9 protein-coding genes are annotated in these 5,098 nt (G+C 42.6%); 5 read left to right on the top strand and 4 right to left on the bottom strand.

Going from position 1 to position 5,098, the window contains the following annotated elements; genetic code table 11:
- Positions 1 to 393: 393 nt before the first annotated feature.
- From F6K52_RS32150 to F6K52_RS32140, 3 genes are all read right to left on the bottom strand, one after another.
- Positions 394 to 870: a TspO/MBR family protein gene (locus F6K52_RS32150; protein WP_293088477.1), complete on the bottom strand. Its 477-nt coding sequence runs from the start codon at positions 868 to 870 to the stop codon at positions 394 to 396.
- Between the two features lie 64 nt (positions 871 to 934).
- A complete protein-coding gene (locus tag F6K52_RS32145; protein ID WP_293088475.1) occupies positions 935 to 1,063 on the bottom strand; it encodes a hypothetical protein in 129 nt (42 codons plus the stop codon).
- Positions 1,064 to 1,966 (bottom strand): ParA family protein, encoded by a 903-nt coding sequence (locus F6K52_RS32140; protein ID WP_364420772.1) that lies wholly within the window; start codon positions 1,964 to 1,966, stop codon positions 1,064 to 1,066.
- A 20-nt stretch (positions 1,967 to 1,986) separates the two neighbouring features.
- Here F6K52_RS32140 and F6K52_RS32135 point away from each other — a divergent pair, with 20 nt between their 5' ends.
- The 4 genes from F6K52_RS32135 to F6K52_RS32120 all read left to right on the top strand — a co-directional run bounded on the left by F6K52_RS32135 (position 1,987) and on the right by F6K52_RS32120 (position 3,900).
- On the top strand, positions 1,987 to 2,844 hold the full coding sequence (locus F6K52_RS32135) for an AAA family ATPase (protein ID WP_293088473.1): 858 nt from the start codon (positions 1,987 to 1,989) through the stop codon (positions 2,842 to 2,844).
- Between the two features lie 65 nt (positions 2,845 to 2,909).
- Entirely contained in the window at positions 2,910 to 3,038 is a 129-nt protein-coding gene (locus F6K52_RS32130; protein ID WP_293088471.1) for a hypothetical protein, read from the top strand.
- Positions 3,039 to 3,138: 100 nt separating this feature from the next.
- Positions 3,139 to 3,273: a hypothetical protein gene (locus F6K52_RS32125; protein WP_293088469.1), complete on the top strand. Its 135-nt coding sequence runs from the start codon at positions 3,139 to 3,141 to the stop codon at positions 3,271 to 3,273.
- Positions 3,274 to 3,276: 3 nt separating this feature from the next.
- On the top strand, positions 3,277 to 3,900 hold the full coding sequence (locus tag F6K52_RS32120) for a TIGR04282 family arsenosugar biosynthesis glycosyltransferase (RefSeq protein ID WP_293088466.1): 624 nt from the start codon (positions 3,277 to 3,279) through the stop codon (positions 3,898 to 3,900).
- Between the two features lie 4 nt (positions 3,901 to 3,904).
- Here F6K52_RS32120 and F6K52_RS32115 read toward each other — a convergent pair whose 3' ends face one another.
- Positions 3,905 to 4,492, bottom strand: coding sequence for an IS607 family transposase (locus tag F6K52_RS32115; RefSeq protein WP_293088463.1), 588 nt, complete (start codon positions 4,490 to 4,492; stop codon positions 3,905 to 3,907).
- A gap of 387 nt (positions 4,493 to 4,879) precedes the next feature.
- On the opposite strand from F6K52_RS32115, the gene F6K52_RS32110 reads away from it, so the two are divergent.
- On the top strand, positions 4,880 to 5,098 hold a 219-nt coding region (locus tag F6K52_RS32110; protein ID WP_293088461.1), incomplete at its 3' end, for a glycosyltransferase.

Below are 5,098 nucleotides of genomic sequence, written 5' to 3'. Positions count from 1 at the left end.
TATTAAAGGGCACTAATCTAAAAGGCGCTGATTTACAATTTGCTGTGATGCCTGATGGCAAAACTGTTTATGGAACCGATGATTACTGATCCTAAGTATTCAGCTATCAGCACTCAGCTATCAGCACTCAGCTTAAAATAAACCTCCAACGGGAGAATTTAATAGTTTGAGATTAATCAGAATGCCCACGCTACACCGAACAGCTTTTTGGCATAGGCTTAATGTTTGTGGCCAAAGGCCAAGGCCTTTGGCCACGCTACGCGAATGGCCACGCTGTGCGAACGACGCTCAAACCGTTCCTCGAATGCTTACCTATTTTACTGAAAAGCTGACAGCTGACAGCTGACAGCTGAACGCGCACGCGTGTGCGTAGCACATATGCTGACAATGAAATTAGGCTGCTCCTGGATTAAGTCGCCTCATTTCCCAGGTGGTGTAGGTACCAATCGGACTCCAAAGCATGTAGGGAAGTAGTAACAAAAACGCCACCAGGGATACGGGATAAATCAGTAAAGCCAGGATAAGACTTAAAAAGGCACCTGTGCCACCAATAATGGTACCAACGGTAAGGCTACGAAACAGGAACATCACGGGTGTATATGCCATGGTGATGATTTCTAGTAGTAGATATAAACCCATGAGCAACCAGGTGCTTCGGCTACCTGGGTTATTTTCCCAAACTATATAGGCTGACCAACCACCGCAAATAAAGATAGTTATCCAGATTAGGGGAATTGCTCCCTCGAAGGTTAGCCATTCCGGACGACGTAGGCGATAGAACCATCTGACTCCTTCGGGTCTGGTGATTAAGTTACCAGCGAATGCTACTAGCAGGGTTACCGCTGCAATTACCATCCAAGATTTAATCATGATTTCCGCCTTGCTCCTAAATTCTCAATTTCCTCAAAAATGAGCAAAAATGTAGTAATATAAATCAAATTAATCGAAAAATACGTCTTACCTCTCTTCCCCCGATTCCCGACTCCCGATTCCCGATTCCCGATTCTCGACTCCCGACTCCCGATTCTCGATTCTCGACTCCCGATTCCACCCTTCTGCTCAACTAGTTTTTAGATTTATTTGTTATAATATTCGATAATTTTTGGATAAATTCTTCAGTAAATTGAGTCAAGGCTTTGGCTCCAGTTGCTTGGGGTTCATTGATGACCACCGGTCGAAACTCATCCACGGCTTTGGCAACTGCAACATTCCTGGGAATTTCGATACTAAAAATTTTCTCTTTCCCAAAATTATCAGTCAATCGGTTCTTGACTTGTGTAGCCATATTGGTGGCGTGACCAAGGGAGAAAAACAGAATCCCAATCAGGGTTATCCCAGAGCGATCGCTTTGTACCAGCTTTTTGATCTGTCCTTCTTCCAGGATGCCAATCCCAACCACTGATAAAGGTTCAGGTTTGGCAGGAATGAGATAAAAATCACTAGCAATAATTCCACTACGAGTGATAATATTCTCGCTTGGGGGGAAATCCAATAGAATAAAATCATAGATTTGTTGCACTGGCTCCAGGGCACGCTTAATTAAATAATTTTCTAGTTGATTCCAGTTTTTTTCAAACTCTTGAGGATTATCCTTTGACTGAGAAAACAGCAATGCAGCCAGTAGAAAATCATTGTAGGTTTCGATATCCCCTGGCAATAAATCTAGTCCATCTACTCGACAAATATTGCGCTGAATCGCTTGTTCAATGGGAATATATGCCTGAGTCGGTGACTGAATGACTTGATTAATTATTTTTTTTAAGGTTCGGTCTTCCTTCTTGAGTTTAGCAAATTGCACTGGAGGCATCAGGCTTAGGGTAGCATTAATCTGGGTATCGAGATCAACGATTAATACTCGCATGCCATAATCTTTGGCAAGACAGGTAGCAAGGTTGACGGTGGTGGTAGTCTTGCCAACACCGCCTTTCATATTGACTATGGAAATGGTGTATCCCAGTTTTGACAAAAAGAAAGAGGTAACATAACGTGAAGGTCATTGCAGTATACCATAACAAAGGCGGGGTCGGGAAAACCACAACGGTGGTTAACCTAGGGGCAGCTATCCGAAAAAACCGCAAAAAAGTGCTGATCATCGATCTTGATAGCCAAGCTAATGCTACCTTTGCTACCGGACTGGTTAAATTTTATGACGAAGCATTTGATGATATCAAAGAGTGTAATATTCTCCATGTTTTGCAATCTGAGGAATTCTTCTCAATCTCGGAAGTAGCTAGAAAATCGGAATTCTGCAATCCAGAAATTGATGTGGTCCCTGCCCACATTGATCTGATGAAATATGAGCTTGATATGAATCAGCTTGATTTTAGTTTGCTAATGCTGATGGATAAACTAGAGGATGTTAAAACTGACTATGATGTGGTCATTATTGATACCCCGCCCTCTTGGAATTTATATGCTAGAATTGCTTTAATCACTGCTGACTATTTAATCATTCCTTCAGACCTCAAGCCTTTTTCTAATCAAGGCTTACTGAATGTTAAAGATTTCATCAGAGCTATTAATAGCTATCGAAAACAAGTCAAAATTAAACCGCCCCTTAAAGTCTTGGGAGTGCTGCCTTCTAAAATAGCAACCAATAATATGTTCATACAACATACCTTGCCAAAACGGATAAAAGCAATTTCCGATCGATATGGGTTTGATGTGATGAAGAGTGTTATTTTCGATCGAGATGATTTGGCAAAGTGTGCTGAACAAGTTGAAAAAGTAGACAATCAAGATATACCGTCTCCAGTGTCTGTTTTGGATTATAAGCCCTATTCTCTGGCTTCAGAAGAATTTAGGTCTCTTGCCCAAGAAGTTTTGGAAAAAATAGGCATGTAAACTAAGCGCGTTTGTATTTGAGTTGTGAACATAGGATTGATGGTAAAAGGGAACAGGGAACAGCGATGCAGCGCGGTCTTGGGGGTTTCCACGGGGCTGGAGAGCGATGCAGCGCGGTCTTGGGGGTTTCCCCCACTCGCTATTGCATCAAGACAGGTGCGGACGCAGGTTCCGCACACAGCCCCTCCCCATGAGCGACTGCATCAAGACGGGAACAGGGAACAGTAGTCAATATATCCAAGGAGTTTTTACTGTTATGATAAATTAAGATTATTGTTTGTGATAGCATTATAAATGCTATCTAAAAATTGGTGTAGTAATTGTTATAATTATTGTTCCCGATTCCCGACTCCCGACTCCCGACTCCCGACTCCCGATTCCCTACTCCCTACTCCCTATTCCCTGTTCCCTGTTCCCTATTCCCTTTAGATAATGATGGTGACAGAACGCCTAATTATTTTCAGCCGCTATCCAGAGCCCGGAAAGACTAAAACCAGGATGATACCAGCTCTAGGAGCGGATGGTGCGGCCAACCTTCAACGTCGCATGACTGAACACACTGTTGCCCAGGTCAAGGAATTAACAACTGCTCGCCCTGTGTCTGTAGAAATCCATTTTGCTGGTGGTAATCAACAGCTAATGGAGAATTGGTTAGGGTCGAATCTGGTCTATAAACCTCAGAGTGATGGGGATTTGGGCAAGCGCATCACAACGGCATTTCAGTTATCCTTTGCGGAAAGCATGACCAAAGTTGTGATCATTGGTATTGATTGCCCCGATTTGAATAGTTCGTTGATGAATCAGGCATTTGAGGCTCTAGACCATCATGATTTAGTACTTGGACAAGCCAAGGATGGCGGCTACTATCTGGTTGGTCTAAGTCGATTGATTCCAGATTTGTTTGTGGGAGTGAGTTGGGGCACCTCTGAGGTTTTGCAGCAAACAGTGGATATTGCTAAGAGTCTTAACCTAACTATGGCTATGCTTTCCGAGCTTACTGATGTTGACCGCCCAGAGGATCTCTGGGTAGTATCAAATTTGATACCTAATATCTAATAGCTTACATTTTTGAACTCTTAGCACTTTCTAGTTTTTCTGAAAATATTGTAATCAGCTCCATCATGTCTTTGACTAATTCTTGTTCAAGGCTGATGTCTTCTGATGATTTGTTGATAATTATTACTTCTGTATTGAATTCTTCACACATAGCAAAGACTAATTCAGCACTAACTCTAAGCAGCCTATCTTTGTGAGTAATGACAACTCTGCCAACATTTCCCTGCATGATGCGCTTGAGCAGTTTCTGTAAGCCTTTATTTTGGGAATTGATTCCGGAACCTGAATCTTGAATTGTTTCATACTGCCAAGCATTAGCAGTACTAAAAGACTCTAAAATCTTGATTTGCTTGACTAAATCTTCTTTTTGGTCTTGATCTGAAATACGGGCATAGTTAATAGTTATGCGATCATCGATCTGACCGACATTCCGTGGTGTAATGTGTTTGATATCGGCTACATAAAATCGCCGATGGCCACTGGGAGAACGTTGTGACCTAATCTTTCCTGCGTCTGCCCACCTCCTTAAGGTTTTAACTGAGACCCCTAGCTCACTGGCTGCTTCTCCAATACTAATGGTTAACCCTGACATGTTGGATTTATCACCTTATTTGAATTGAGTTTAATCAGCTATCAGCAGTTAGCTATCAGCTTAAGCGCTACGCGAACAGCTTAAGCGCTACGCGCACGCGTGCGCGTTCAGCTATTAGGTATTAGGTATTAGGTATCAGCTTATGGGTTAGGTGGTCACAGGCTGGAAGCCTGTTCCACGAAGCCTGTGCCAGACTACAGATGGTGCTTTTGAATATAAGCTGACTGCTGACCACTGACCACTGACTGCTGATTTTGTATCTAGTTTACCTTTTATTGTATCGCTATAATATAATAAATGTCTAGATATGGATAGAAATTAAGGGGACATTGGTTATTTCCTACTCAGCAATGCTAATTTGTCAGAAACAATGCCTAAACGTCTTGCGTGATAGTAAAAATTTCCATTATCATCCCGGTTCTCAATGAGGCTAGTCACATAGCTGATACTTTGGCTACGGTTAGGGAAGCGTCTAATGTGGAAGTGATTGTGGTAGATGGGGGCAGTGATGATGAAACTGTTGCGATCGCACAATCAGTTGGTGCTAAGATTATAGCTGCTGGGACCGGTCGCGCTAGTCAAATGAATGCTGGGGCTGCGGTGGCT

Origin of the sequence: Moorena sp. SIO3H5 (assembly GCF_010692395.1) — a bacterium.
Classification (GTDB): Bacteria; Cyanobacteriota; Cyanobacteriia; order Cyanobacteriales; family Coleofasciculaceae; genus Moorena.
This window is presented reverse-complemented; position numbering and strand designations above follow the sequence as displayed.